Genomic DNA, 23875 nt, shown 5'->3' with positions numbered 1-23875 from the left:
AAGTGGACCGCTAAGGGGTGTCCTTCTCCCAGGGCCCGTCCCACTCGGTGGGCAGCGGATGGGCCTCGGGGTTGACCCGCTTGACGACCTCGTCGAGGACGCGGCGCACGTAGGGTTCGCCGACCCACAGGTGCTTGGCCCCGTCGACGCCGATGATCTCGGCCTGGGTGAGCGGCGCGAAGCGTTCGCGGGCCTCGTCGGGCCGGAGGTAGTCGTCGTGCTCGGGGACCAGCGCCACGACCGGCTTGCCCGAGTCCGCCCACACCTTCATGTCCGCCTCGTCGGCGCGGTGCAGCGGCGGGGACAGCAGGAGCGCGCCCTTGACCTGCGGGTCACAGCCCCACTTGAGGGCGAGCTCGGTGCCGAAGGACCAGCCCAGCAGCCAGGGTTCGGGGAGGTCCTCGAACTCGGTGAACTCGATGGCGGCCATCACGTCGTGCCGCTCGGTCTCCCCCTCGCCGAACTCGCCCTGGCTGGTGCCGTGGCGGGAGCTGGTACCGCGCGTGTTGAAGCGCAGCACGGCGATGTCGGCCAGCGCGGGGAGCCGGAAGGACGCCTTGCGCATGACGTGGCTGTCCATCATGCCCTCGGCGGTGGGCAGCGGGTGCAGGCAGATGATCGTCGCGGCGGGCCTGCGGCCCTCCGGGAGGGCGAGTTCACCGATCAGCTCCAGGCCGTCGGCGGTGTGCAGGGTGACAGGGCGACGTACGGCGGGCAGCACCGTGGTGGCTCGGATCTCCATGGCTCCTCTTGTCTGGTCCGGGTCAGTATCTGGGGGCCCTGGGAGAGCGGTGGGAGCGCCGGTCCCAGCAGGAGGAGTGCCAGTGCCGCCGGTCGCCGCCGTCGCCGTAGGGGCGCCAGGCGACGACGTGGGGCATGCCGGTGGGGATCTCCTGGGCACAGCCCGGGCACCGGTAGACCTTGGTCGCGGCCGCGCCGCTGATCCGGCGCGTCACCCACTCTCCGTCCGACCCCGTCTCTCTGCGCTGCCCTCCGGTGATACGCAGCATGAGGGCGTCTTCGTCCGGGGGACCACCAGGGGCGTTGTTGCCCCGGGCCGCTTTGCGGCGGGGGCTGTTACGGCGCGGGCTCACCCTTCAAGGGTAGGAGAAAACAGACAGTGGCCGCCGTCACACCTCGAAGGTGTCACGGCGGCCACGACCGAATGGTTCGGGCTCCGCCAGGGTGCTGCGGGACGGGTCAAGCCGCCGACGGGGAACAACGGAGCGAGAACTCCGCCGACGCGTCCGTCGAGGGTGGTGGCGGGCGACGGGCGTGTCGAAGCGGAGGCCCGGAGCAGGCAGCGGTCAGCCGTGGCAGGCGCAGCCGCCGCCGTGCGAGGCGCCCTCGTCGGCGTCGGGCAGCAGGTCCATGAGCAGCGGGGCGGGCACCGCGATGGTGGTGAGGCTGTACTCCGACATCGCCACCAGGGTGGTGATGACGGACTCCGCACCGCGCTCCTCCAGGAGCTCGGTCGGGCCCTTCGGGTAGCCGCAGCCGAACCGCATGGCGGTGTCGACGTCCCGCGCGGAGGCGTAGCCGTCGCCGATCATGCGCATGGCGTCGTCGATCTGCGGCGCGACGAGCATCTCGCCCAGGTCGAGGGTCTCCTCCTCGCGCACCATCTCGGCGAAGCGGCCGGTCCGCCGCGGCTCGGGGGCCTCGTCCTTGCCCCCGTAGAAGCCCTGGCCGGTCTTGCGGCCGAGACGGCCCGCGGCGACCATGCGGCGCAGCAGCGGGGACGCGGAGTAGCGCGGGTCGTGGAACTCGGCCCAGAGGACGTCCATGACGGCCAGGCACACGTCCAGGCCGACGAGGTCGGCGAGGGTGAGCGGGCCCATGGGAAGGCCGGCGGCCTTCTTGACCGACTCGTCGATCTCCTCGCGGGTGGCGATCCCCCGCTCGTAGAGGCGGACCGCGTCGTTGATGTAGGGCACCAGCAGGGCGTTGGCGACGAAGCCGCCGCGGTCGCCGACGGTGATCGGGGTCTTGCCGATGCGCTTGGCGACCTCGGTGACGATGTCGACGGTCTCGGCGCTGGTGGCGACGGTCGTGATGACCTCGGCCAGTTTCATGACCGGGGCCGGGTTGAAGAAGTGCAGACCGACGACCTTCTCGGGCCGGTCGGTCAGCGCGGCGATCTCGGTGACCGACAGCGAGGAGGTGTTGGTCGCCAGGATCGTGCCGGGCGCGCAGATCCGGTCGAGGTCACCGAACACGTCGCGCTTGATGTCCATGCGCTCAGGGACGGCCTCGACGACGAAGTCCGCGTCCGCGAGATCCTCCCGGGACGTGCTGAACGTGAGGCGGGCGTCGATTCCCGAACGCTCCTCCTCGGTGAGTTTGCCCTTGCTGACCGCACGCGAGAGGGACTTGTCCACGTGACCACGGCCGCGGTCGAGGGCGGCCTGGTCGATCTCGACCCCGACGACGTTGAACCCGGCCCGGGCGAACACCTCAGCGATGCCCGCACCCATCGTGCCCAGTCCTACGACGCCGACCTTGTCAAATTCCTGCACCATGGGCCCCACCTTAGACGCCTCTCGCGTCTGGCTCGCGCACCGGGACCAGATCTTTACTACTAGCCAGTAGTGGGCGTGGGGCCCAAACCCGGGCGGACCGGCACCACGGCGACGGCCAGTACCGAGAACACCGCGCCCACCGCGAACACGGCGGGCAGTCCCGCGAGCGTGATCACGGCCGCCATCAGCACGGGGGTGACCGTGGTGCTGATCGCCTGGAGCCAGTTCTGCACCGCCAGGGCCCGTCCCGCCCACGCCGTTCCCGCGATCTCCGCCACCGAGAGGAAGGTCAGCCCGTTGTGCCACATCGTCAGAACCAGGCAGACCAGGACCAGCGGGACCGCCGTCCACCCCCAGGCGTTCGGCAGCAGGGTGAGCATGACCAGGCAGACCCCGGAGGCCGCGGCCAGCCAACGGACCGGCCCCATGCGGTTCCCGGTCCGGTCCGACCAGGCGCCGAGCAGCAGCCGCCCCGCCGCCCCGGGGATCTGCGCCGCCGCGACCACCGCGCCTGCGGCGGGCGCGCTCCACCCCTGTTCCTGGACCAGGTAGATGACCGCGTAGACCATCAGGGTGACCTGGGGGACCCCGAGGAGCATGCTCACCCCGTGCACCCGCCAGATGGCCCAGCGGCGGTAGGGGGACTCCTGCGGGACGGTCTCCGGGGCGCTCGCGGCCGGTTCGGGGCTCCCGGTGCCCGGTTCGCCGACCGCGCCGGGCTCCTCCCCGGGGTCGGGAGCGGCCGCCGCGGGCGGGACGGTGGCCATGGCCAGCACGAGCGGCACCGCGACCAGTGCCAGCCCGGCCGGGAGCGTCATCGCCGCGACGAACCCCCACGCGTCGGCCGCCCGGGGCAGCACCAGGGCGGCGACACCCACGCCCAGCGGCAGCGCGGACTGGCGGATGCCCATGGCCAGCCCGCGTTCCCCCTGCGCGAACCAGGTCAGGACCAGTCGCCCGCTGGCCGCGTTCACCGGCCCTCCGACCGCCCCCATCAGCAGCAGGACCGCCGCCGCGCTCCACAGCTCCGAGACGGCCCAGAGCAGCCCGAGCGCGCCCGCGGTGAGGAGCAGGCTCAGCGCCATCGTCGACCGCTCCCCCACCCGGTCGATCACCACGCCCCACAGCAGGAGCGTCAGCAACAACCCGAACGAGGGCAGCCCGGCGAGCATCCCCGCCTGCGCCGTGGTGACCCCGAAGGCCTCGCGCAGCTGCGGCAGCACGACCGGTACCCCGAACATCGCCGAGACACTGGCCACCTGCGCGACCATGCTGACCGACAGGATCATCCAACGGTTTCGCACGAGCATCCCGACAGCCTAGGGAGAACACCCCGCGCCCTCCCACCCCGCCCCCGCCCGGGTTCGCCGCCGAAGCGGCCTCGCGGGCACGGCGGAGGCGGTAACGTGACCTCCCGTGCGTCTCGTCATCGCGCGGTGCAGTGTCGACTATGCCGGCCGGCTCACCGCCCACCTGCCCATGGCTCCCCGCCTGATCCTGATCAAGGCCGACGGGAGCGTGTCCATCCACGCCGACGACCGGGCGTTCAAACCGCTGAACTGGATGAACCCGCCGTGCAAACTGCGCGAGGAGACCGTCGAGGACGGTCCCGACGTGTGGACGGTCACGCACAGCAAGTCCGGTGAGAAGCTCGTGCTGACCATGGAGGAGATCCTCCACGACTCCTCCCACGAGCTCGGCAAGGACCCCGGCCTCCAGAAGGACGGCGTCGAAGCCCACCTCCAGGAACTGCTCGCCGAGCACATCACCACGCTCGGTGAGGGCTACACGCTCATCCGCCGTGAGTACCCCACCGCCATCGGTCCCGTGGACATCCTGTGCCGCGACGGCCGGAGCAACACCGTCGCGGTGGAGCTCAAGCGCCGCGGGGACATCGACGGCGTCGAGCAGCTCACCCGGTACCTCGAACTCCTCAACCGGGACCCCTCCCTGGCCCCGGTGACCGGCGTGTTCGCGGCCCAGGAGATCAAGCCCCAGGCGAAGGTGCTCGCCGAGGACCGCGGCATCACCTGCGTCGTCCTCGACTACGACGAACTGCGCGGCATCGAGCCCGACACCCTGCGCCTCTTCTAGGGCTTCTCCCTGCTCCGCGCCCCTCACCCCTGGAGCAGCCCGTCACCGACCCCGAACCCGTGTCCTCCGAGTGGAGGACACGGGTCGGCCTTCGTGGCGGATACCCCCGGCCCGATCCCCGCGGGAGGCTCGGGTCATGAGCGAATCCGTGATCGAGGTCAGCGACCTCAGGAAGAAGTACGGCGACGTCGAGGCCGTCGCCGGGATCGACTTGAGTATCGAGCGGGGTGAGATCTTCTCCTTCCTCGGCCCCAACGGCGCCGGGAAGAGCACCGCCGTCGAGATCCTGGAGGGCTTCCGCCACCGTGACGGCGGTACCGCCCGGGTCCTGGGCGAGGACCCCGGCAGGGCCGGACGCGCCTGGCGCTCGCGTGTCGGCGTCGTCTGGCAGAAGGAGACCATGGTCCCCAAGATGCCGGTGCGTGACGTCGTCCGGCACTTCGCGGGCTACTACCCGCTCTCCCATGACCCCGACGAGGTCATCGAACGGGTCGGGCTCACCGCCAAGGCCAAGGAGCTGGCCGAGTCGCTCTCCGGCGGGCAGCGGCGCCGGCTGGACGTGGCCCTGGGCATCGTCGGACAGCCCGAACTCCTCTTCCTCGACGAACCCACCACCGGTTTCGACCCCAGGGCCCGGCGCGAGTTCTGGGGCCTCATCCGGGACCTGGCCGACGGCGGCACCACGATCGTGCTCACCACCCACTACCTGGAGGAGGCCGAGGAACTGGCCGACCGGGTGTGTGTGATCGCGCGCGGCCGGATCCGGGCGGTCGACACCCCCGCCGCGCTCGACGGACGCGCCTCGGCCGAGGCGACGGTCGGCTGGCTGGAGGACGGCCGGCGGCGCGAGGTCCGGACGGCCGAACCCACCCGGGTGGTCGCCGAACTGACCGGCCGCTTCGTCGGGGAGATCCCCGAGCTGAGCGTGCACCGCCCCACCCTCGAGGAGATCTACCTCGGGATGATCAACGATTCCGACCGGACCGCCGAGGTCGGCGACGGCGGAGCACAGGAGGCCGCGGCATGAGCACCCCTTCCACGACACAGAAGACCGCCTCCCCGAAGGACGCCGGTCCCGGCGCCCGGTCCGGCGCCGTCCGGACCGGGACCGACGCCTCCCGCGGCCGCCCGCCGGGGGCGCTCCGGGTGGGCCTGTCCCGGGGCTGGGTCGAGATCCGCACCTTCAGCCGCGAGTGGGAGGGGGTCCTGTTCACCTTCATGCTGCCCGCGGTCATCCTGGTGCTCTTCGCGACGGTCATGGGCGGCATGTTCGACATGGAGATGTCGGCCGTCGACTACTTCCTGCCCGGCCTGATGGCCATGGGGCTGATGTCGGTGAGCTTCCAGACCCTGGGCGTCGCGATCGCCGCCGAACGCGAGTACGGCGGGCTCCGGCGCCTGCGGGGCACCCCGATGGCGCCGAGCTCGTACTTCATCGGCAAGACGATCCTGGTGCTGTTCCTCGCCCTGGGACAGGTGGTGCTCCTGCTCGGAGTGGCCCGCCTCTTCTTCGACGCGGCCCTGCCCACCGGTGTGACGGCCTGGGCCACCGTCGCGTGGGTGTTCGTGCTCGGTACCGTCGCCTGCTCCCTGCTCGGCATCGCGATCAGTTCGCTGGCCCGCACCGCCGCTGCCGCGTCGGCCGTGGTCACCTTCCCCTTCCTCGTCCTCCAGTTCATCTCGGGGATCTTCGTCCCCACCGTGGCCCTGCCGGACTGGGTACTGAACGCGGCCGGGCTGTTCCCGCTGCTGTGGATGGCCCAGGGCATGCGCGCCGGGTTCTTCCCCGAGGAGATGGCGCAGCTCGAACCCTCCGGCGCCTGGGATCTGCACCTGGTCGCCCTCGCCCTCGGCACCTGGTGTGTGGTGGGCTTGGTCCTGACCCTGCTGACGTTCCGCTGGAAGACCCGCAAGGACGGATGAGCATGACGACGAACGGGGCTCCGGGTCCGGGGACGGGCCCGGAGCCCGCCACCGACCGCGAGGATTCCGAGGAGTGCCCGGAGGACACCGAACGGCACGCCTTCGACCTGGGCATCTGGTGGGACGTGTACTTCACCGCCGTCATGGTCGGAGTCGTCGTGCTGGCCCTGCTGACCGGGCCCGCGGAGTGGCGGTGGCTGACCGCGGCGCTCGTGTCGTCGGTCGTCGCGCTCCACTTCGGCCTGCTCCGCCCCTACGCCAGGGACGACGGATCGCCCCCCGCCTGGCTCGGCCGCTTCGGCGTGTCCGGTCTCGTCCTCGTGCTCACGCTGCCCGCTGTCATCCTCAACCCTGCCCTGACCTGGATGGTCATCGGCGTGGCCCCGCTGTGTTTCATGACGGTGGGGAGCCTGTTCGCGGTCCCCCTCATGGGGGTGCTCCTGCTCTTCCCCTCGCTGTTGAGAGGGCTGTTCGGCCTGGAGGAGTGGTCGGGGGTCGGACTGACCTTCCTGATCAACGGCCTGCTCCTGGGGTACGCGCTCTGGTTCGGCACCTGGTTCGAACGGATCGTGGAACAGAGCTGGGAGCGCTACTCCCTGATCGAGCGGCTGCGCCGCAGCCAGGAGGAGGCCGCCCTCCTCTCGGAACAGGCCGGGGCGATGGCCGAGCGCGAACGTCTGGCCCGCGAGATGCACGACACCCTCGCCCAGGGGTTCACCAGCATCATCACCCTGACCCAGGCGGTGGAGTCGGAGCTGGACACCGACCCCGCCACCGCCCGCCGCCACCTGGCCCTGATGCGGGAGACCGCCGCGGAGAACCTGGCCGAGGCGCGGGCGATGGTCGCCGCCCGGCAGGCGGTGCCGCTGCAGGGGGACGACCTGGACGGGGCGCTCACCCGGATCAGCGAGCGCCTCGGTCGGGAGCTGGGCATCGAGGTGGCCGCGCACGTCACCGGCTCCCCCGAGGAACTCCCCAACGACCTGCGGGTGTGCCTGCTGCGCACCGCCCAGGAGGCCCTGGCCAACGTCCGCAAGCACGCCGACGCCGGGCACACGCGCGTCACCCTGGCCTACACCGACGTCGGTGTCGCCCTGACCGTGGCCGACGACGGCCGGGGTTTCGACACCGCCAGGCCCTCCGACGGCAACGGCCTGGCCAACATGCGCCACCGCGCCGAGGCGGTCGGCGGGGTCCTGGACCTGGAGAGCACGCCCGGCGGCGGCACCACCGTGCGGCTGACCATCCCCCACGACGACCACGAGGACGCGGACGAGTGATCCGCCCCGAGGAGAAGACCCGCACCATGATCCGTGTCCTGCTGGTGGACGACCACCCCGTGGTCCGCGAAGGCATTCGCGGCATGCTCAGCGCCGAGGCCGACCTCGACGTGGTCGGTGACGCCGGTTCGGGTCCCGAGGCCGTGGCCCGGGTCGCCGAGCTCTCCCCCGACGTGGTCCTGATGGACCTGCGCATGCCCGGCGGCGACGGGGCCGAGGCCACCGCCCGGATCCGTGCCGAGCACCCGGGCGTGCACGTCCTGGTGCTGACCACCTACGACACCGACACCGACATCCTGCGCGCGGTCGAGGCGGGCGCCACCGGCTACCTGCTCAAGGACACCCCGCGCGCGGAGCTGGCCGACGCCGTCCGGTCGGCGGCCCGGGGCGAGACGGTGCTCAGCGGCCGTCTGGCGGGCAAGCTGCTCACCGGGGTCCGCCAGCGCACCGAACCGGCAGGGCCCGCGCTCTCCCCGCGGGAGGTGGAGGTGCTGCGGCTGGCCTCGGAGGGGCGCACCAACGCCGCGATCGGCCGGGCCCTGCACATCAGCCCCACCACGGTGAAGACCCACCTGATGCGGGTCTACGAGAAGCTGGGGGTCGGCGACCGGACCGCCGCGGTGTCCCAGGCGCTGCGCCGAGGGCTGCTGCCCGAACAGTAGGGAGAAAGTAGGGGGCGCCTCAGGGCTTTTCCCGGATGCCGGGGCCTGCCGTGCGGTGGAGAATCGGCATATGGTGGACCAGATGAGCCAAGTCACCCCCCACGATGACGGAAACGGTCGGATGCGCGCCTCGGACGCCGACCGTGACGCCGTCGCGCACCTGCTCCGCGAGGCCCTTGCCGAGGGCCGCCTGGATCCCGACGAGCACAGCGACCGCCTGGACGCGGTGTACCGCGCCAAGACCGTCGGCGAGCTGGTCCCCCTCACCGAGGACCTGCCCGGCGACGGGATCGCTCCGGGTGGCGGCGCCGTTCCCGCACGGGCGCCCTCCGACTTCCGCTCGCCCCGCCCGGTGTACGGAGCCGGCCGGATCGTCGACCAGCCCCCGACCAGCCGCGCGGCCCTGGCCCTCATGGGCGGCGCGGACCGCTCCGGGAGCTGGGTGGTCCCGCCCGTGTTCGTCGCGGCCGCGGTGATGGGCGGCATCGATCTCGACCTGCGCGAGGCCCGGTTCACCCAGCGCGAGACCACCATCTGGATCTGCACGACCATGGGCGGCATCGGGATCACCGTGCCCGACGACATCCAGGTGCGGGTGCACGGACTGCCGATCATGGGGGGTTTCGGCATCGACGGGAACACCCCCAGCGTGGTGGAACCGGACGCCCCGATCGTGCACGTCCGCGGTATCGCGGTGATGGGCGGGGTCGGGGTCGAGTACAAACCACGCAAGTACCAGGAGGACGACGAGGGCTGACGGGCCGTCCCCGACGGCCCCTCTGCCTCCCCGCCTCGAGAACCCGCACGGCGAGACGATTCGGACTCCTCGAGCCGACCATCCAACCACAGCGCGCACCTTCGCGTAAGGTCTGTGGCTGATTGTGGCAATGTCCCGTGCCATCTCTTGCCGCCGCACCGGCCTCCTGCGAGGCTTCTCCGGTACCTCGCCCACCCCAGGTGTCCATCCCCCAACACCATGGAGCGATGGACCCCCGTGAACCGGAGGAAGACCGTGCATCCGAGCAACCCTGGGAACCCGCTCCACAGAGCGGGTGCCTCCCCCTCCCGCAGACGGCCCACCGCCGTCACCGCCGGACTCGCAGCTCTGTTGATGACCGCCGGCACCCTGGCGGGCTCACCGGCCCACGCCGATGAGATCGCGCTTCCCGACCTGGTGACCGCCGAGGCCATCGAGGCGCACCTGGTCAACCTCAACACCATCGCCGAGTACAACGGGGGCAACCGCGCCAGCGGCACCGCCGGATACGACGTGGCCGCGCTGTACATCGAGGACCAGCTCGAACGGGCCGGGTACGAGCCCTACCGCCACGAGTACGACTACGAGGCCTGGCGTGAGAACACGCCCCCCGTCCTGTCCCAGACCACCCCGGAGAAGATCGACTACGAGCCCGGGGAACACTTCGAGACCATGTCCTACTCCGGTCCGGGCAGCGTCCGCGGCAACAAGGTGACCGCGGTCGACACCGGCGCCGCGGACAGCGGCTGCACCGCCGAGCAGTTCGCGGACTTCCCCGAGGGGAACATCGCCCTGATCAAACGCGGCGCCTGCGCGTTCGGGCAGAAGGTACAGAACGCCGCCGACGCCGGGGCCTCGGCCGCCCTGGTCTACAACAACGAGGACGAGGTCTTCCTCGGCACCGTCGAGACCGAGTCCGACATCCCCGCGATCGGTGTCTCCGGCGTACTCGGCGAGGAGCTGGTCTCTCTCACGCGCCACCTGCGCCTCAAGATCGAGGTCGACTCCGAGGTCAGCCAGGAGAGCTCCTACAGCATCCTCGCCGAGACCTCCGGCGGCCGTGACGACAACGTGGTGGTCGTGGGCGGCCACCTGGACAGCGTCGAAGACGGTCCGGGCATCAACGACAACGGCAGCGGATCGGCCTTCCTGCTGGAGACCGCCATCCAGCTGGCCCAGCAGGAGGACCCGAACAACCAGGTCCGCTTCGCCTTCTGGGGCACCGAGGAGTCCGGGCTGGTCGGCTCCAACGAGTACGTCGCCGGACTGACCGAGGAGGAGCTCGACGACATCGCGCTCTACCTCAACTTCGACATGATCGGCTCGCACAACTACGGCCGCTTCGTGCTCGACGGCCGGATGGAGCTGCCGGAATCCGGCGGCGCCCCCTCCGGCTCCGGTGCCATCGCCAAGGTCTTCGAGGACTACTTCGAGGGCCGGGGCCAGGTCAGCGAACCCGGTGTGCTCAGCGGCCGCAGCGACTACCTCGCCTTCATGCAGGCCGGCGTGGCCTCCGGCGGCCTGTTCAGCGGTGCCGACGGCACCAAGTCCGAGGAGCAGGTCGAGTGGTACGGCGGTACCGCGGGCGAGATGTTCGACCCGTACTACCACACGCCCGAGGACACCCTGGAGAACATCAACTGGGACTCGGTCGCCGAGTTGTCGGCCGCGGGCGCGCACGGCGTGGAGTTCTTCGCCGAGAGCACCCTGCCGGTCAACGGTGTGCTGAGCATGTCCGCCGTCGACGTGGACCTGCCCCGCAAGGGCGAGGCCTGGCTCCGCTAGGCTCTGACGCACCGGTGGTCCGAGTCCTCGGAGACCAGTGCAGCAGAAGGGGCGGGCGGCGTGAACCCCCCGGTTCCACGCCTCCCGCCCCTCACGGTGTCTCCCCCTCGCGCGGCCTCCCGAGCAGTCCCCCTCAGTTCCACTCGGGTACCCATGCGTGAACACCGTCGGAAACTACTGTGTGTAGCTCCCTTGTATCTCAAGGTATCAGTGAGCCAGGTCACCTTCACCCCCTGATACTGAACAGTTATCCTCCGTGATTCCCCCGTGTTCGGAGGCCCTCCGGAGCTACCGGGACAAGGGCTGGCCCTAGGGTGATCCCATGACCAAAAGGGACACGGACAAGCCGGTCGTGCTGTCGAAGATCTACACGCGCACCGGTGACGCCGGGACGACGGCACTCGGCGACATGAGCAGGACCTCCAAGAACGACACCCGCCTCGTCGGCTACGCGGACACGGAGGAGGCCAACGCCGCCATCGGCACCGCGCTGGCCCTGGGTGACCTCCCCGAGGACGTACGCGTCCTGCTGCGGCGCGTCCAGAACGAACTCTTCGACCTGGGCGCGGACCTGTCCACACCCATCGTGCCCGACCCCGAGTTCCCGCCGCTGCGCGTCCTGCCGGAGTACGTCACCCGGCTGGAGGAGGCCTGCGACACCTACAACGCGGACCTGCCGACCCTGCGCAGCTTCATCCTGCCCGGCGGCTCCCCCACCGTCGCCCTGGTGCACACCGCCCGCATCGTGGTCCGCCGCGCCGAGCGGTCCGTCTGGGCCGCGATCGAGGAGCACGGCGACAGCGTCAACCCGCTCACCGCCCAGTACCTGAACCGTCTCTCGGACCTGCTGTTCATCCTCGGCCGGTACGTCGCCGAGGACGGCGACGAGGTCCTGTGGAAGCCCGGCGGAGAGCGGTAGGGCGCTCTGCGGGCCCCGAACCCCGTATCGGGGGCAGCGGGAGCACGCCCACGGACGTGCGAGAACGGAACTTCTTCCGCACAAGGCGTGTGAGCGGCGGGAGAACGGCTAGGGCTTCGGGTGAGCCGTTCCCCCTACCCGGAGAGGAAGAAGCCACATGAACACCCCAGCCAGGCCCGGCAGTGTGGTCGCCGTTCTGGTACTGCTGATCCTGATCGCCGCCTACCAGATCATCTACGGGATCTTCGGCCTCATCGGGGCGGCGACCATCGACTCCGGAGCCCTGAACGACATGCTCCCGGCCGACCAGGTCCAGCAGATGGAGGAGCTCGGCGGGCAGGTCTGGGCCGCCTACCTGGGGGCGGGCTTCGCCCTGGTGTACGGTGTCGCCGCCGTGGTGCTCGCGGTGATGGTCGGCAAGGGCGCCCCCCGGGCGCGGACCGCCTCGCTCGGTGTCAACGCCGTCGCCGGAGTCGTCATCCTGGCGCTGCTGATCACCCCCGCCTACAGCCTCGGAGGGATCGTCTCGGCGGCCTTCGCCTTCACCGTGGTGGCTCTGCTCTACAACAGGTCCGCGAAGGAGTACTTCGCCGCCCGGGCCGCCGCGCCCGCGGTGGGCTGACCCGAAGAAGGGCGGTACCCGGGCCCGGGTACCGCCCTTTCGTCGAAGAACTACCCGAGGTCGTCGAGTTCGCGCTCGACGGCCTCCACCTTGGTACGCAGGCCGTCGGTGACACCGTCACGGATGTCGGCCTTCAGGGTCAGGCTGACCCGGGAGGAGCCCTCGCCCGCGGCCTCGACCGCGCGCTTGACGACAGCCATCACCTCGTCCCACTCACCCTCGATACTGGTGAACATGGCGGAGGTCTCGTTCGGCAGACCGCTCTCTCGGACGACCTTGACGGCACGGGCCACTGCGGGAGCCACGGAGTCGCCGTTGTCGAGCGGGGACACGGAAAAAGCCACGATGGTACTCATGCGCCCATGCAAACACACTGTCACCGCCCCTGTGAACCTCCCGCGAGGGCGGGTCCCCGGAGAGTCAGGCCTGCCAGTGGGTTCCCGGCGGCATCGACTCGATCCAGGACAGGAACCCGGTGAGCGCGCTCTCGCCCATGGCGACCTCGTAGGCCGCCTCCTCGGGGTCGGCGCCGTCCGCGGCGATCCAACCGATCTCCAGGACCGTGACGTCGGCGGGCAGCTGTGTGTCGTCGGCGCCGGGGGCGCGACGCCCCACAACGACAAGACCGCGGCGCGACAGCCTGGCTGTCGGCCGCGGTCTGAGTGAGAGGATCGGGAACCATCCGAGGTTCTCCGAGCCGTATCGGCCGAAGCCGATCCGCCAGGAGCCCCGACGTCCCTTCACCCCGCACGCACGCAGGTAACACTCGATGGCACCACCGCTGCGCAGCAGTACGTACCGTCGCATGACGCCGGTGGCCAGCACCAGCGCGGCGGCAACGAGCAGGGCGAGGAAAACCCACCACAAGGACTCCAACCACGGCGTTCCCTGAAGCGGTTCCACACCCACGACTCGTTGCCTCCCGGCTTCGCTAGGCGACTTCCTCGCCCACAGCACGCAGGCGGCTGCGCGCACGAGCACCGGCCAGGCTGTCGCCCGACTCGCTCGCGCCCTTCAGCGCCTGGCGCGCACGGTCCACATCGATGTCCTCGGCGAGCTCCGCGGTCTCGGCGAGGATGGAGATCCGACCCTCACCCGAAACCGAGATGAACCCGCCGTGGGCGGCTGCCCGGATCTCTCCGGTCTCACGCGCGCCCAGAACGCGAACGACCGCGTCCTCGGCCAGAAGCGACAGCACCGGGACGTGCCCGGGCTGAACGCCGATCTCGCCCTCGACGGTCTTCGCGATGACCATGTCGCCCTCGCCCGCCCAAACCTCACGGTCCGGAGAGACGATCTCGACGAAAAGCTTCTTCGACACTGCCACAAACTCCTCGGCTAGCGGGTGGGTTCGGCGGGGTCGAGTACGAACCGATACTCGACCCCGCCCAAGAACTAGCCCCGCCCGTCACCCCCGCCTCGGGCGGGGGGACGTGCAGTACTAGCCTTCCTGAAGCTGCTTGGCCTTCTCGACGACCATGTCGATGTTGCCGACGTCGAGGAAAGCCTGCTCGGGAAGGTGGTCGTACTCGCCGTCACACAGACCCTTGAAGGAGGCGATGGTCTCCTCGAGGGGAACGAACACGCCCGGCGTACCGGTGAACTTCTCCGCCACGAACATGTTCTGGGAGAGGAAACGCTCCAGGCGACGAGCCCGGTTGACGATGATCTTGTCCTCTTCGGACAGCTCGTCCATACCCAGAATGGCGATCTGGTCCTGCAGGTCGTTGTTGCGCTGCAGGATCTCCTTGACGCGCTGGGCCACCTGGTAGTGCTCCTCGCCCACGTACTGCGGGTCGAGGATGCGGGAGCTGGAGGCCAGCGGGTCGACCGCCGGGTAGATGCCCTTCTGCGAGATCGGGCGGGAGAGCTCGGTCGTCGCGTCCAGGTGGGCGAAGGTGGTCGCCGGAGCGGGGTCGGTGTAGTCGTCCGCGGGGACGTAGATCGCCTGCATCGAGGTGATCGAGTGACCACGCGTCGAGGTGATCCGCTCCTGCAGCTGACCCATCTCGTCAGCCAGGTTGGGCTGGTAACCCACGGCCGAGGGCATACGGCCCAGCAGCGTGGAGACCTCCATACCGGCCTGGGTGAAACGGAAGATGTTGTCGATGAAGAGCAGCACGTCCTGACCCTGGACGTCGCGGAAGTACTCCGCCATCGTCAGAGCGGACAGCGCCACGCGCAGACGGGTGCCCGGGGGCTCGTCCATCTGGCCGAAGACGAGCGCGGTGTCCTGGAGGACGCCCATCTCGTCCATCTCCAGGAAGAGGTCCGTACCCTCACGGGTGCGCTCACCGACACCGGCGAACACGGACACACCACCGAAGTTACGGGCGATACGGGTGATCATCTCCTGGATGAGCACCGTCTTGCCCACACCAGCGCCGCCGAAGAGGCCGATCTTCCCACCGCGCACGTACGGGGTGAGGAGGTCGATCACCTTGATGCCCGTGACCATCATCTCGGTCTTGGACTCGAGCTGGTCGAAGGCGGGCGCCTTGCGGTGGATCGGCCAGCGCTCGGTCACGCCGAGCTCGGCCGTGGGCACGTCCATGGACTCGCCCAGGGTGTTGAACACGTGGCCCTTGACGATGTCGCCGACGGGCACGCTGATGGGCGCACCGGTGTCGCGCACCTCGGCGCCGCGGACCATGCCGTCCTGCGGGGCGAGGGAGATGGCGCGCACCAGGTTGTCACCCAGGTGCTGGGCGACCTCCAGGGTGACGACCTTCTCCTTGCCGCCGATGCTCACATCGGTGTGCAGGGCGTTGTAGATGCCGGGCAGGGAACCGACGGGGAACTCCACGTCGACGACCGGGCCGGTGACCCGGGCGATGCGGCCGGTGGCGGTGCCAGCGCCGGCCGAACCTTCAACTGTCGCAGTCACTTCTGTTACTCACTTCCCGCGCTGGACCCAGAGAGTGCATCGGCACCGCCGACAATCTCACTGATCTCATTGGTGATCTCGGCCTGACGTGCCTGGTTGGCCAGGCTGGTCAGGTTCTTGACGAGTTCTTCCGCGTTGTCGGTCGCGGCCTTCATGGCCGCGCGACGGGACGCCTGCTGGGAGGCGGCGGACTCGAGGAGGGAGGCGTAGATCCGGTTGACCACGTACTGCGGGAGCAGCTGGTCGAGAACGTCCTCCGCGGAGGGCTCGAACTCGTAGAGCGGCAGCGCCTGGCCGCCGTGGCTCTCCTCGAGCTCCTCGGCCTCCACCTCTTCCACCTCCAGCGGAAGAGCGCGGACCGCCCCGGCCCGCTGGGTCAGCATCGACACGAACTCCGTGGAGACCACGTGGATCTCGTCGACACCACCCTCAGCGGTGTCCAGGGAGAACCTCTCCATCAGAGCGGAGCCGATCTCCTGGGCGTGCGCGTAGGTCGGACGCTCGGTGAAGCCCTCCCACGATTCCTCGACCTCGCGGTCGCGGAACCTGTAGAACGTGGCACCCTTGCGGCCCACCATGTAGGTGAGGACCTCCTTGCCCTGCTCCTTGAGGAGCTGGGTGAGGGCCTCGGCCTCCTTGATGACATTGGTCGAGAAGGCGCCGGCCAGACCCTTGTCACTGGTGATGACCAGGACGGCCGCGCGGGTGGGGTTCTCGGCCTCGGTCAGCAGCGGGTGATCGGTCACCCGGCTGGCCAGAGCCGACACCGCCCGCGTGATCTCCCGTGCGTAGGGACCGGCAGCCTCGGCCGCGCGCTGCGCCTTGGTGATGCGCGTTGCGGCGATGAGCTCCATCGCACGGGTGATCTTCGCCGTCGCCTTCGTCGCGCGGATCCTCCGGCGATAGACGCGAAGCTGTGCACCCATGGGTTACTTCCCGCCCTTGGCGACCTTGATGGTCTCCTGGCCGACCTTCTCCTCAGCGAGAGCCTCGGCCTCGGCCTCGGTGCCCAGGAGGGTACCGGCGGAGGTCTGGAAGCTCTGCTTGAACTTCTCGATGGCGGCCTGGAGCGTCTTCTGGCTGTCGTCCTCGAACTTGCCGGTGTCCCGGATGGTGTCGAGGACGGCCTTGTGCTCGCGGTCCAGGAAGGACAGGAAGTCGTCCTCGAAGCGGCGTACGTCCTCGACCGGGACCTCGTCGATCAGGCCGGTGTTACCCATCCAGATCGAGACGACGGTCTTCTCCATGGAGAAGGGCGAGTACTGGCCCTGCTTGAGGAGCTCCATCATCCGGGCACCACGCGCGAGCTGCTGCTTGGAGACGGCGTCCAGGTCCGAACCGAAGGCGGAGAACGCCTCGAGCTCGCGGTACTGGGCCAGGCCCAGACGCAGCGTGCCGGAGACCTTCTTGGTGGCCTTGGTCTGGGCGGCGCCACCGACTCGGGAGACGGAGACACCGACGTCGATCGCCGGACGCTGGCCCTGGTTGAACAGGTCCGAGTTCAGGAAGACCTGACCGTCGGTGATCGAGATGACGTTGGTGGGGATGTACGCCGAGACGTCGCCCGCCTTGGTCTCGATGATCGGCAGGGCCGTCATCGAACCGGCGCCCAGCTCGTCGGAGAGCTTCGCGCAGCGCTCCAGGAGACGGGAGTGGAGGTAGAAGACGTCACCCGGGTAGGCCTCACGCCCCGGCGGGCGGCGCAGCAGGAGGGAGACCGCGCGGTAGGCCTCGGCCTGCTTGGTCAGGTCGTCGAAGACGATGAGGACGTGCTTGCCCTGGTACATCCAGTGCTGGCCCAGGGCCGAACCGGTGTACGGGGAGAGGTACTTGAAGCCGGCCGGGTCGGACGCCGGGGAGGCGACGATGGTGGTGTACTCCATCGCGCCGGCCTCTTCGAGGGCGCCTCGCACGCTGGCGATGGTCGAGCCCTTCTGACCGACCGCGACGTAGATGCAGCGCACCTGCTTCGTGGGGTCGCCGGTCTCCCAGTTCGCCTTCTGGTTGATGATCGCGTCGATACCGATCGCGGTCTTACCGGTCTGCCGGTCACCGATGACCAGCTGGCGCTGGCCGCGGCCGACCGGGGTCATGGTGTCGATCGACTTGATACCGGTCTGGAGCGGCTCGCCGACCGGCTGGCGCTCCATCACGGTCGCGGCCTGGAGCTCGAGCTCGCGGCTCTCAGTCGTCTCGATCTCGCCCTTGCCGTCGATGGGGTTACCCAGGGGGTCCACCACACGGCCGAGGAAGTTGTCGCCCACCGGAACGGAGAGGAGCTTGCCGGTGCGACGCACCTTCTGCCCCTCCTCGATACCGGTGAAGTCACCCAGCACCACGACACCGATCTCGCCGATCTCAAGGTTCTGGGCCATGCCCAGTGTGCCGTCCTCGAACTCCAGCAGCTCGTTCGCCATCGCCGAGGGAAGGCCACCGACGCGGGCGATGCCGTCACCGGAGTAGGTGACGGTTCCGACCTCTTCCGCGCGGGTGGCGTCAGGCTCGTACGACTGGACGAAGCGCTGTAGCGCGTCCCGGATCTCATCCGGCCGGATCGTCAGCTCCGCCATCTCTACGTTGTCCTTGCTCTCAAATGGCGCCGGGCCGGCGCCGTGCGTGCTTGCCTTGCGTTTTTTCGCGTGTGTCAGCTAGCCAGACGGCGCTGGACCTCAGCGATGCGCCCGGCGATGGTGCCGTCGATGACCTCGTCGCCCACCTGGATGGAGAGTCCACCCACGATTTCGGGGACGACCTCGGTGTTCAGGTGGATCTCACGGCCGTACTTGCGCTGGAGGAGCGCCTGCAGACGCTGCTGGTGCGCCTCACTCAGCGGAACCGCGCTGCGCACCACTGCGACGTAGCGCTGGGCGCGCTCGGCGACCAGCTGCCCGAAGTTCTCGAGTGCCTGCTCCAGGGTACGTCCCCGGGGGCGGGTGACCGCTTCGCTGATCAGGGCCAGCGTCGCGGAGCTCACCTTGCCCGAAAGCAGGTTCTCGACCAGGGAGTGCAGGTGCGAGACGGCCACACCGTCACGGGTGAGCGCCGCCCGCAGGTCCTGCTGCGCGATGACGATCCGCTCGAAGCGGAACAGTTCGTCCTCGAGCTCGTCCAGGCGGGTGCCCTCGACGGAGGCCACGGTCGCGTAGACCGCGAGGCGCTCCAGAGCGTCCACCATGTCGCGGGGGCCGGCCCACGGCTGGGACACGACGTCGTTGACCACGATGACCGTGGACGGCGACACCTTGCCCTCGAGGATCTGACCGATCAGACCGGTCTTCCGCTCGGCCGGGTTGGCCTGGTCCGCGAGCCAGCGACGCAGCGAGTGCTCGTTGCCGAGCAGGGCGACGACCTCGAAGAGCTCGCCGCCGAGGGAGACCGCGTGCTGGGAGGCGTCCGCCGACGCCAGGACGTTCTCGTCCAGGCGTCGGGTCGCCTCAGCCAGGGAGCTACGGCTGATACCACGCATCAGCGCACCTCGGCTTGCTTCGCGCTCTCGTCCTGCTCCAGTTCCTCCAGGAACCGGTCCACCACGCGATTCTGAGCGGCGCTGTCACTGAGCGTCTCGCCGACGATGCGGCTCGCGAGCTCGGTGGACAGGGAGCCGATCTCGGCGCGCAGCTGGACGACGGCCTGCTGGCGGTCGGCCTCGATCTGCGCCTTGGCAGCCTCGATGATCCGGGTCGCCTCGGTCTGGGCCTCCTCGCGAGCCTCGGCGATGATCGCCGCGCGCTGCTCCTTGGCCTTCTCGAGCTCCTGGGCGTACTCGCGGTGCGACTCTTCGAGCTTCTCGCGGTACTGCTGGCGGATCTCCTCGGCCTCGGCCTCGGCACGCTTGGCCCGCTCGATGCCGCCCTCGATGGCGTCGTGACGCTCGTCGAGGACCTTCATCACCTTGGGGACCGCCTTGCGGACCACAAAGAAGTAGACCACGGCCAGAGCGATCGCACCGAAGGTGAACTTCACCCAGTCGATCCGCAGAATGTTGTATTCGGCTGCCAACTCAATCAACATGGTCAGCCCTCCTTCGCGTCAGTTGCCATCAGGAAACGGTTGGCAATTCCGACTAGGCGGTGGGAGCCGCGAAGGCGAGAACGAAGCCCAGGATGGCGAGGGCCTCGACCATGGCCATACCGAGGTAGATGTTGGTCTGCAGCGGGCCGCGGGCCTCGGGCTGACGGGCGATGGCCTGCATACCGAGACCGAAGACGATACCCACACCAATACCGGCGCCGATGACGCTGATGCCGTAACCGATGGTGTTGATGTTGCCGGTGATCGCAGCGATGTCCATTGTGTTTCCCTTTACTCGACGTCCGGCGTTGCGGTAAGCAGTTGGTCAGTTCGCCGGTGTGGACGGGTGTGAAGCACTCCTCGCCCCTGGTCCAACCATGGGGTCGGGGGGAACGCGGAGGGGGTCTTAGTGAGCCGCTTCGAGCGACTGGCTGAGGTACAGGCTCGCCAGGAGTGTGAAGACGAAGGCCTGGATCACCATGATCAGGATCTCGAAGACGAAGAACGTGATGTAGCCGAGCAGCGCGGCACCGGAGAAGACCACGGAGACCGCGGCGAGCATCGGCTCCGCCGTCAGGTTCAGCATGTACCAGCCGCCGTAGGCGAACACGGCCAGCAGCAGGCTGCCCGCGAACATGGTCGCGAACAGACGCAGGGCGTGCGTCACCGGGCGGATGAGGAAGACCGAGAGAAGCTCGATCGGGGTGATGATGATGTAGAAGACCTTGGGCATCCCGGCCGGGAACAGCTGGTTCTTGAAGTAACCCCAGCCGCCCTGGTTCCTCATACCGATGATGATCGTCATCACGTAGATGGTCAGCGCGAACATCACCGTGAAGGCGAGGTTGCTGTTGACCGGCAGCATGCCCGGGATCAACCCGGTGAAGTTCATGGCCAGGATGAGCGTGAAGATGCCGGTCATGAAGGGGATGAAGCTGTCGCCCTTGGCACCCATGGTCGGCCGGGTGATGTTGTCCCGAATGAACAGGATGAGCATCTCCGCGACGCTCTGCCTGCGGCCGGGGACGAGGCTCAGCTTCTTGCTGAACCACGACCACAGAAGCAGGGATGCACCGACCGCGACGACCAACAGCACCAGGTACAGGTCGATGCCCGCGCTGAGAGGAATGTTGGCGAACCACGGCTCCGGGAAGAACATCCCGATGGTGGGAGCCTCGAACCCGCAACCGTTGTCGCCGAAGAGGTGGCAACCCGGTTCGGCCGCGAGAATGCGCACGTCAGCACTCACGGCGAATCCTTTCGTCGTGACGCAAGAAAGCCTCGTTGATGGTTGTAACTGCTAGCGTCGTCGCGCTTGCGGGCGACGCGGGACTGCGGAGCGCTCAGATGTGGCGTGTCTTGACGACGATCAGATAGATCGCGCCAGCCATGCCGAGAACGGCCCCGATGGGCAGGAAGAGTGCCTGGAAACCCAGGAGCTTGTCCGCGCCCCAGCCGACCGCGCTCCACAGGAGCACACCCGAAAGCAGAGTGGAGAAGAGCGCCCAGCCGTCGGCCTCCCGTGGCGCCGGGGGCGCGCTGGAGTCCTTCTTCTTGGCTGGCTCGCTGCTCATCTCGCTCCGGAATATAGCATGTGGGGCTTGGCTGGAACGTGGCTGCCCGCCCGCCCTGGAACAGGTTATTACGCCCGTTCCGACGGACCGCGGCGGGGCACCCCATCACGTGTTCCCCGGACTCTCGTCGGGGTCCACGCTCAGGATCTTCGCCTTGGAGGTGGCCAGGGTCTGTCCGCCGAGCCACACCAGAACGACGGCCAACGCGCTGTAGACGAAGGCGTTGCGGCTCAGGTCTGCCATGAGCGGACTGTTTCCGAGGGTCACCAGGAGAACGCCCAGCAGCGCCATCTTGACGGCGAAGCCGAGCACGTTCGCGGCGAGGAACAGGTCCTTGTTGCGGCGGGTCACCATGATGACCGCCCACTGCCCCAGACCGAAGCAGGCGAGGACGATCGCGACCGCGAGGGCCGAACTCAGAGCTCCGGCAGTGCCGGCGAAAAAGGTCGAGACCGCGATGGCCAGGACCCCGCACGCGGCGCTCGGAAGCGCGGCGCCGCGGAGAATCCGGGCGTCGTGTTCCTGCATGACGAAGCTCCGTGGGGTTCAGTGGTTACCTGCTCGTGAAAGCTATCACAAGGATTTTGGTGCCAAATCCCGGGGTTCCTTAACGCACCCTTAACGCCTCGCGAAAGGCCCGCTCTGCGGCCACTTCGGACCTTGTGTCACCTTGACCACACTTGCCGCGACCTTCACACCAGCGCACATCCGGTGTCCCCGTCGGGACCTCCGTCCCGAACGTGACCGCGCATTTATCCATCGGATGGCTGATGGTGATCTGACTTCGCCGGGGACTTCTTCTCCCGCCCCCACGGCAGCAGCCCGCGGCGGCGCAGCCGCGGAAGCGCGATGAGACCGACCGCACAGGTAGCCACCAGCACCGTGACCGTCAGCACGATGAACGCGGAGTCGAAGATGGACAGCGACACCGCGGCGAAGGCGACGATCCCCGCCCACAGGTACATCAGCAGCACCGCACGGGTGTGCGTGTGCCCCATGTCGAGGAGCCGGTGGTGGAGGTGGCCGCGGTCCGGGGCGAATGGGGACCGCCCGGACAGGGTCCGGCGCAGGACCGCCAGGACCAGGTCGGCCAGGGGCAGCGCGATCACCAGCAGGGGCAGCGCGACCGGCAGGAAGACCACCAGGCCGGAGGAGTTGAACTCCTCCCGGGCGGTGTTGGCGTCGAACTGTCCGGTCACCGTGATGGTGATGGAGGTCAGCAGCAGCCCGAGCAGCATGGAGCCCGTGTCGCCCATGAACACCCGGGCCGGGTGGAAGTTGTGGAAGAGGAAGCCCACGCAGGTGCCGGCCAGGATGATGGCGATCATCGCGGGGTAGGACTGGCGGACGAAACCCTGCTCGACAGCGACCACGTAGTAGTACGCGAAGAACGCCAGGGACGAGATGCCGACGATCCCCGCGGCCAGTCCGTCCAGGCCGTCCGCGAAGTTGACCGCGTTGATGGTCACCACGATGAGCAGGATCGAGACCATCGCGCCGAGCCACGGGCCCAGCGAGAGCTGGGTGCCGGGAAGCGGCAGCCACAGCAGCTGGACGCCCTGCGAGACGAGGATGCCCGCCGCGGCGACCTGGCCGGCCAGCTTGCTCAGGGCGTCCATGCCCCACCGGTCGTCGATGACACCGATGACCGTGATGAGGCCGCCCGCCAACAGCAGGCCGATCCAGGTCTTGGCGACGAACACGTTCTGCAGGTGCGGCAGCTGCGCGGAGATCAGCAGCGCCGCCGCGAACCCGCCGTAGATGGCCAACCCGCCCAGCCTGGGGATGGGTTCGGTGTGCACGTCGCGGTCGCGCACCGGAGGTGCCGCGCCGAAGGCGATGGCCAGTCGGCGCACCAGTGGCACCAGCAGGTAGGTCACCGCGGCTGCGATGACGAAGGTGAGCGCGTACTCCCGCACGGCCTGACCCCTCTAGCTCTCGGAGCGTTCGGTGTCCTCGGACGCGGGTGTGTCCGACTCGGGTGCCTCGGGCACGGGCTTGTCGGCAGGCTTCTCCGAAGCGGACTCCGCGGACGCGGACGCCCCGGAGCCGGATCCCTCGGACGCGGGCTCCTCGGCCCCGGCCGTCTGCTCGGCGTCCTCCCCCTCGGCCTTCTTCGGCTTGGTACGGCCCTTGCGCAGCTCACCGATCACGGTGCCGCAGACCGCGCGCAGCTGCTCGATGGAGATCGCGCCGGAGCGCAGCACCCGCGGGACCGCGTAGGTGAGGTCGACGATGGTGGAGGCCACCGGGCTGTCGGTCTCCCCGCCGTCGAGGTAGACCGCGACGTCCTCGTCACCGAGCTGTTCGAGCGCCTCCCCCGCGCTGGTCGCGGCGGGCTGACCCGACTTGTTGGCGCTGCTCACCGCCATGGGCCCGGTCTCCTTGAGGAGCTCCAGGGCCACCGGGTCCATCGGCATCCGCACGGCCACGGTGCCCTTGGTGTCACCCAGGTCCCAGGACAGGCTGGGGGTGGCGGTGCACACCAGGGTGAGCGGGCCGGGCCAGAACTCCTCCATGAGGTCGCGGCCGTGGTTACCCAGGTCCTCGATGAGGGCGGTCGCGGCGCGCATGGAACCCACCAGCACCGGCGGCGGCATGTCCCGGCCGCGCCCCTTGGTCTCCAGGAGGTTGGCCACGGCCTTCGGGCTGAAGGCGTCGGTGCCGATGCCGTACACGGTGTCCGTCGGCAGCACCACAAGGTCGCCTCGGCGTACCGCGGACGCGGCGTCAGCGATGCCGTCCTTGCGGGCGGTCTCGTCCGCGCAGTCGTAGATGCGGCTCACCTGCGTTCACCTCAATCTCGAACGGGTCGACCGAACGGAGCCGTCGGTCGGGC

At 69.1% G+C, this 23875-nt stretch carries 27 protein-coding genes; 9 read left to right on the top strand and 18 right to left on the bottom strand.

The features are described from left to right. Positions 1-10: 10 nt before the first annotated feature. The 4 genes from D458_RS0130675 to D458_RS34590 all read right to left on the bottom strand — a co-directional run bounded on the left by D458_RS0130675 (position 11) and on the right by D458_RS34590 (position 3832). Positions 11-742, bottom strand: coding sequence for an alpha/beta hydrolase (locus tag D458_RS0130675; protein WP_017590547.1), 732 nt, complete (start codon positions 740-742; stop codon positions 11-13). Positions 743-764: 22 nt separating this feature from the next. Next, complete coding sequence (locus D458_RS0130670; protein ID WP_193374677.1) at positions 765-1094, bottom strand: ATP/GTP-binding protein; 330 nt, start codon at positions 1092-1094, stop codon at positions 765-767. Positions 1095-1307: 213 nt separating this feature from the next. Continuing rightward, complete coding sequence (locus D458_RS0130665) at positions 1308-2522, bottom strand: 3-hydroxyacyl-CoA dehydrogenase (protein ID WP_026119848.1); 1215 nt, start codon at positions 2520-2522, stop codon at positions 1308-1310. A 59-nt stretch (positions 2523-2581) separates the two neighbouring features. After that, the gene (locus tag D458_RS34590) at positions 2582-3832 is read right to left on the bottom strand and encodes an MFS transporter (protein ID WP_017590544.1); all 1251 of its coding nucleotides are present in this window, start codon (positions 3830-3832) and stop codon (positions 2582-2584) included. A 106-nt stretch (positions 3833-3938) separates the two neighbouring features. Here D458_RS34590 and nucS point away from each other — a divergent pair, with 106 nt between their 5' ends. The 9 genes from nucS to D458_RS0130615 all read left to right on the top strand — a co-directional run bounded on the left by nucS (position 3939) and on the right by D458_RS0130615 (position 12564). Further along, positions 3939-4616, top strand: coding sequence for an endonuclease NucS (gene nucS / locus D458_RS0130655; RefSeq protein ID WP_017590543.1), 678 nt, complete (start codon positions 3939-3941; stop codon positions 4614-4616). A gap of 136 nt (positions 4617-4752) precedes the next feature. Beyond that, positions 4753-5643 (top strand): ABC transporter ATP-binding protein, encoded by an 891-nt coding sequence (locus D458_RS0130650; RefSeq protein WP_017590542.1) that lies wholly within the window; start codon positions 4753-4755, stop codon positions 5641-5643. Continuing rightward, on the top strand, positions 5640-6539 hold the full coding sequence (locus D458_RS0130645; RefSeq protein WP_017590541.1) for an ABC transporter permease: 900 nt from the start codon (positions 5640-5642) through the stop codon (positions 6537-6539). Before D458_RS0130650 ends, D458_RS0130645 begins: the two co-directional genes overlap by 4 nt. Before the next feature lie 2 nt (positions 6540-6541). Continuing rightward, positions 6542-7819 carry a sensor histidine kinase gene (locus D458_RS0130640; RefSeq protein WP_017590540.1) on the top strand — a complete coding sequence of 426 codons (1278 nt, stop codon included), beginning with the start codon at positions 6542-6544 and terminating at the stop codon, positions 7817-7819. 26 nt (positions 7820-7845) lie between these two features. Beyond that, positions 7846-8481, top strand: coding sequence for a response regulator transcription factor (locus D458_RS0130635; RefSeq protein WP_026119846.1), 636 nt, complete (start codon positions 7846-7848; stop codon positions 8479-8481). Between the two features lie 70 nt (positions 8482-8551). Continuing rightward, positions 8552-9238 carry a DUF1707 SHOCT-like domain-containing protein gene (locus tag D458_RS0130630; RefSeq protein ID WP_017590538.1) on the top strand — a complete coding sequence of 229 codons (687 nt, stop codon included), beginning with the start codon at positions 8552-8554 and terminating at the stop codon, positions 9236-9238. Positions 9239-9493: 255 nt separating this feature from the next. Further along, entirely contained in the window at positions 9494-11023 is a 1530-nt protein-coding gene (locus D458_RS0130625) for a M20/M25/M40 family metallo-hydrolase (protein WP_026119845.1), read from the top strand. Between the two features lie 322 nt (positions 11024-11345). Beyond that, positions 11346-11942, top strand: coding sequence for a cob(I)yrinic acid a,c-diamide adenosyltransferase (locus tag D458_RS0130620; protein ID WP_017590536.1), 597 nt, complete (start codon positions 11346-11348; stop codon positions 11940-11942). Between the two features lie 157 nt (positions 11943-12099). After that, positions 12100-12564 carry a hypothetical protein gene (locus tag D458_RS0130615; protein WP_017590535.1) on the top strand — a complete coding sequence of 155 codons (465 nt, stop codon included), beginning with the start codon at positions 12100-12102 and terminating at the stop codon, positions 12562-12564. Positions 12565-12614: 50 nt separating this feature from the next. Here the strand turns inward: D458_RS0130615 and D458_RS0130610 are convergent, their stop codons facing one another. The 14 genes from D458_RS0130610 to D458_RS0130545 form a co-directional block, all read right to left on the bottom strand. Further along, positions 12615-12920 (bottom strand): MTH1187 family thiamine-binding protein, encoded by a 306-nt coding sequence (locus D458_RS0130610; RefSeq protein WP_051049819.1) that lies wholly within the window; start codon positions 12918-12920, stop codon positions 12615-12617. A gap of 64 nt (positions 12921-12984) precedes the next feature. Beyond that, complete coding sequence (locus D458_RS0130605; RefSeq protein ID WP_017590533.1) at positions 12985-13473, bottom strand: DUF2550 domain-containing protein; 489 nt, start codon at positions 13471-13473, stop codon at positions 12985-12987. 22 nt (positions 13474-13495) lie between these two features. Further along, positions 13496-13885 (bottom strand): F0F1 ATP synthase subunit epsilon, encoded by a 390-nt coding sequence (locus D458_RS0130600; protein WP_017590532.1) that lies wholly within the window; start codon positions 13883-13885, stop codon positions 13496-13498. Between the two features lie 120 nt (positions 13886-14005). Further along, positions 14006-15451, bottom strand: coding sequence for a F0F1 ATP synthase subunit beta (atpD, locus tag D458_RS0130595; RefSeq protein WP_017590531.1), 1446 nt, complete (start codon positions 15449-15451; stop codon positions 14006-14008). A gap of 5 nt (positions 15452-15456) precedes the next feature. After that, positions 15457-16377, bottom strand: coding sequence for a F0F1 ATP synthase subunit gamma (locus tag D458_RS0130590; protein ID WP_026119843.1), 921 nt, complete (start codon positions 16375-16377; stop codon positions 15457-15459). Between the two features lie 3 nt (positions 16378-16380). After that, the gene (gene atpA, locus D458_RS0130585; protein ID WP_017590529.1) at positions 16381-18021 is read right to left on the bottom strand and encodes a F0F1 ATP synthase subunit alpha; all 1641 of its coding nucleotides are present in this window, start codon (positions 18019-18021) and stop codon (positions 16381-16383) included. A gap of 74 nt (positions 18022-18095) precedes the next feature. Then, a complete protein-coding gene (locus tag D458_RS0130580; protein WP_017590528.1) occupies positions 18096-18917 on the bottom strand; it encodes a F0F1 ATP synthase subunit delta in 822 nt (273 codons plus the stop codon). Then, on the bottom strand, positions 18917-19459 hold the full coding sequence (locus D458_RS0130575; RefSeq protein WP_193374678.1) for a F0F1 ATP synthase subunit B: 543 nt from the start codon (positions 19457-19459) through the stop codon (positions 18917-18919). Before D458_RS0130575 ends, D458_RS0130580 begins: the two co-directional genes overlap by 1 nt. A 55-nt stretch (positions 19460-19514) precedes the next feature. Next, a complete protein-coding gene (gene atpE / locus D458_RS0130570; RefSeq protein WP_017590526.1) occupies positions 19515-19742 on the bottom strand; it encodes an ATP synthase F0 subunit C in 228 nt (75 codons plus the stop codon). A gap of 126 nt (positions 19743-19868) precedes the next feature. Continuing rightward, positions 19869-20699, bottom strand: a complete 831-nt coding sequence (gene atpB, locus D458_RS0130565; protein WP_017590525.1) for a F0F1 ATP synthase subunit A — start codon at positions 20697-20699, stop codon at positions 19869-19871. Between the two features lie 106 nt (positions 20700-20805). Next, the gene (locus D458_RS37205) at positions 20806-21036 is read right to left on the bottom strand and encodes an AtpZ/AtpI family protein (protein ID WP_017590524.1); all 231 of its coding nucleotides are present in this window, start codon (positions 21034-21036) and stop codon (positions 20806-20808) included. Positions 21037-21141: 105 nt separating this feature from the next. After that, on the bottom strand, positions 21142-21564 hold the full coding sequence (locus tag D458_RS0130555; RefSeq protein WP_017590523.1) for a hypothetical protein: 423 nt from the start codon (positions 21562-21564) through the stop codon (positions 21142-21144). Positions 21565-21788: 224 nt separating this feature from the next. Continuing rightward, the gene (locus tag D458_RS0130550) at positions 21789-22955 is read right to left on the bottom strand and encodes an MraY family glycosyltransferase (RefSeq protein WP_017590522.1); all 1167 of its coding nucleotides are present in this window, start codon (positions 22953-22955) and stop codon (positions 21789-21791) included. A 12-nt stretch (positions 22956-22967) separates the two neighbouring features. Continuing rightward, complete coding sequence (locus D458_RS0130545) at positions 22968-23822, bottom strand: L-threonylcarbamoyladenylate synthase (RefSeq protein ID WP_017590521.1); 855 nt, start codon at positions 23820-23822, stop codon at positions 22968-22970. Between the last annotated feature and the right edge of the window lie 53 nt (positions 23823-23875).

This window comes from Nocardiopsis ganjiahuensis DSM 45031 (genome assembly GCF_000341085.1).
Classification (GTDB): domain Bacteria; phylum Actinomycetota; class Actinomycetes; order Streptosporangiales; family Streptosporangiaceae; genus Nocardiopsis; species Nocardiopsis ganjiahuensis.
The sequence above is the reverse complement of the archived record's forward strand: the minus strand, read 5'-3'. Positions and strand labels throughout refer to the sequence as shown.

Coding starts and splice junctions, on each gene's coding strand:
- atpA (WP_017590529.1), bottom strand. CDS start 18,021: ATGGCGGAGCTGACGATCCGGCCGGATGAGATCCGGGACGCGCTACAG.
- D458_RS0130590 (WP_026119843.1), bottom strand. CDS start 16,377: ATGGGTGCACAGCTTCGCGTCTATCGCCGGAGGATCCGCGCGACGAAG.
- D458_RS0130665 (WP_026119848.1), bottom strand. CDS start 2,522: ATGGTGCAGGAATTTGACAAGGTCGGCGTCGTAGGACTGGGCACGATG.
- D458_RS37205 (WP_017590524.1), bottom strand. CDS start 21,036: ATGAGCAGCGAGCCAGCCAAGAAGAAGGACTCCAGCGCGCCCCCGGCG.
- D458_RS0130635 (WP_026119846.1), top strand. CDS start 7,846: ATGATCCGTGTCCTGCTGGTGGACGACCACCCCGTGGTCCGCGAAGGC.
- D458_RS0130580 (WP_017590528.1), bottom strand. CDS start 18,917: ATGCGTGGTATCAGCCGTAGCTCCCTGGCTGAGGCGACCCGACGCCTG.
- D458_RS0130610 (WP_051049819.1), bottom strand. CDS start 12,920: ATGAGTACCATCGTGGCTTTTTCCGTGTCCCCGCTCGACAACGGCGAC.
- D458_RS0130640 (WP_017590540.1), top strand. CDS start 6,542: ATGACGACGAACGGGGCTCCGGGTCCGGGGACGGGCCCGGAGCCCGCC.
- D458_RS34590 (WP_017590544.1), bottom strand. CDS start 3,832: ATGCTCGTGCGAAACCGTTGGATGATCCTGTCGGTCAGCATGGTCGCG.
- D458_RS0130555 (WP_017590523.1), bottom strand. CDS start 21,564: ATGCAGGAACACGACGCCCGGATTCTCCGCGGCGCCGCGCTTCCGAGC.
- D458_RS0130650 (WP_017590542.1), top strand. CDS start 4,753: ATGAGCGAATCCGTGATCGAGGTCAGCGACCTCAGGAAGAAGTACGGC.
- D458_RS0130675 (WP_017590547.1), bottom strand. CDS start 742: ATGGAGATCCGAGCCACCACGGTGCTGCCCGCCGTACGTCGCCCTGTC.
- D458_RS0130645 (WP_017590541.1), top strand. CDS start 5,640: ATGAGCACCCCTTCCACGACACAGAAGACCGCCTCCCCGAAGGACGCC.
- atpE (WP_017590526.1), bottom strand. CDS start 19,742: ATGGACATCGCTGCGATCACCGGCAACATCAACACCATCGGTTACGGC.
- D458_RS0130615 (WP_017590535.1), top strand. CDS start 12,100: ATGAACACCCCAGCCAGGCCCGGCAGTGTGGTCGCCGTTCTGGTACTG.
- D458_RS0130630 (WP_017590538.1), top strand. CDS start 8,552: ATGGTGGACCAGATGAGCCAAGTCACCCCCCACGATGACGGAAACGGT.
- D458_RS0130620 (WP_017590536.1), top strand. CDS start 11,346: ATGACCAAAAGGGACACGGACAAGCCGGTCGTGCTGTCGAAGATCTAC.